The 1,270-nt window shown below is 60.0% G+C and carries 1 protein-coding gene; it reads left to right on the forward strand.

Annotation, left to right across the window (positions count from 1 at the left end):
* The coding region (locus tag HMPREF9538_RS01395; protein WP_009486389.1) for an isopenicillin N synthase family dioxygenase at positions 1–944 on the forward strand (944 nt) is incomplete at its 5' end.
* Positions 945–1,270: the final 326 nt, after the last annotated feature.

The following is a 1,270-nucleotide window of genomic DNA, read 5'->3' on the forward strand; positions in this document are numbered from 1 at the left end:
GGGGGCGGGGGGGGGGGGGGGGGGGGGGCGAGCCCCCCCCCCCCCGCGAAGTGCGCTGTATCGACCTGTCGAACTTTGCCGCAAGAAAAAATGACATTGCCGAACAACTGTGGGAGGCGGCGGTAGAGATTGGCTTCTTCCAGGTCAGCCATCACGGTATTCCGCTGGCGGATATCCGCCAGGCGTTCAGCATGACCGAGGCGTTTTTCGACCTGCCCGACGAGGTGAAGCGCCAGTATCCGCTAGCCGGCAACGCCGGCTGGGAAAGCAAAGCGCAGGTTCGGCCATCGACCCGCACGCCGGATCAAAAAGAGTCGTATCAGATCACCCGGCCGCTGATGGCCGGGCGCTGGCCCAGCGATCGGGAGCTGCCAGGCTTCCGGCAGACGATGCTCGGGTTTGAGTCGCAGTGCTGGCAGCTGGGGATGAAGATCCTCTCCTGCTTTGCTTTGAAGCTCGGTTTTCCGGAATCGTTTTTCACCACCGCGCACGATCCGCAGCGTGACACCTATCAGAGCACCTTGCGCATGCTGCATTACTATGCAACCGAGCAGTCGCAGCAGGGGATGTGGCGGGCCGGCGCGCACACCGATTTTGACTGTCTGACGCTGCTGTTCCAGCGCCCCGGCCAGGGCGGCCTGCAGGTTTGTCCCGGTAAAGACCGTGAAAGCCAGCAGTGGACCAGCATTGAGCCGCGGGAAGAGGTGATCACCTGTAATATCGGCGATATGCTGATGCGCTGGAGCGACGACCAGCTGCCGTCTAACTTCCACCGGGTGAGAAACCCGCTGCCCCATGAATTTCAGGGTCCGCGCTACAGCCTGGCGTTTTTCTGCCAGGCCAATAAAGATGTCGAGATCCTCGGGCCGCAGAGAAAGTACCCGCCCATCAGCGCCGAGGATTATCTGCAGCAGCGGATCCAGGCCAATTTTGCCAAAGGGTAAGATGCTGCCTTGAGAGGTATACCTGCCGCCGGCTTTCGCTGGCCGGGCGGCAGGATCTCCGGCGCTGAGCTTTTCAGCTACCGTGTTAAGTTCCCTGGTGTCGTTGAAATAACTGAAGAATATCCCCTAAGCGTCAGCAGCAAGCTACCTCGACTAAGGACCTCGAAATCACGCCCTTTATGTCGTAAACGCCGTAAAGCCAGCGCTCCGGGGTTAAAGGGATAACCTTAACTTTCTTGATTGCTGTTAGTGGGTTCAGGCTAACCAGGGCAGGGCGGAGGCAGAATTTATAGGCTGGTAACCGGCTACGCCGGGCTTTCGGCGCC

The sequence above is a fragment of the Klebsiella sp. MS 92-3 genome (assembly GCF_000195655.1).
In the GTDB taxonomy this organism is placed as follows: domain Bacteria; phylum Pseudomonadota; class Gammaproteobacteria; order Enterobacterales; family Enterobacteriaceae; genus Klebsiella; species Klebsiella pneumoniae.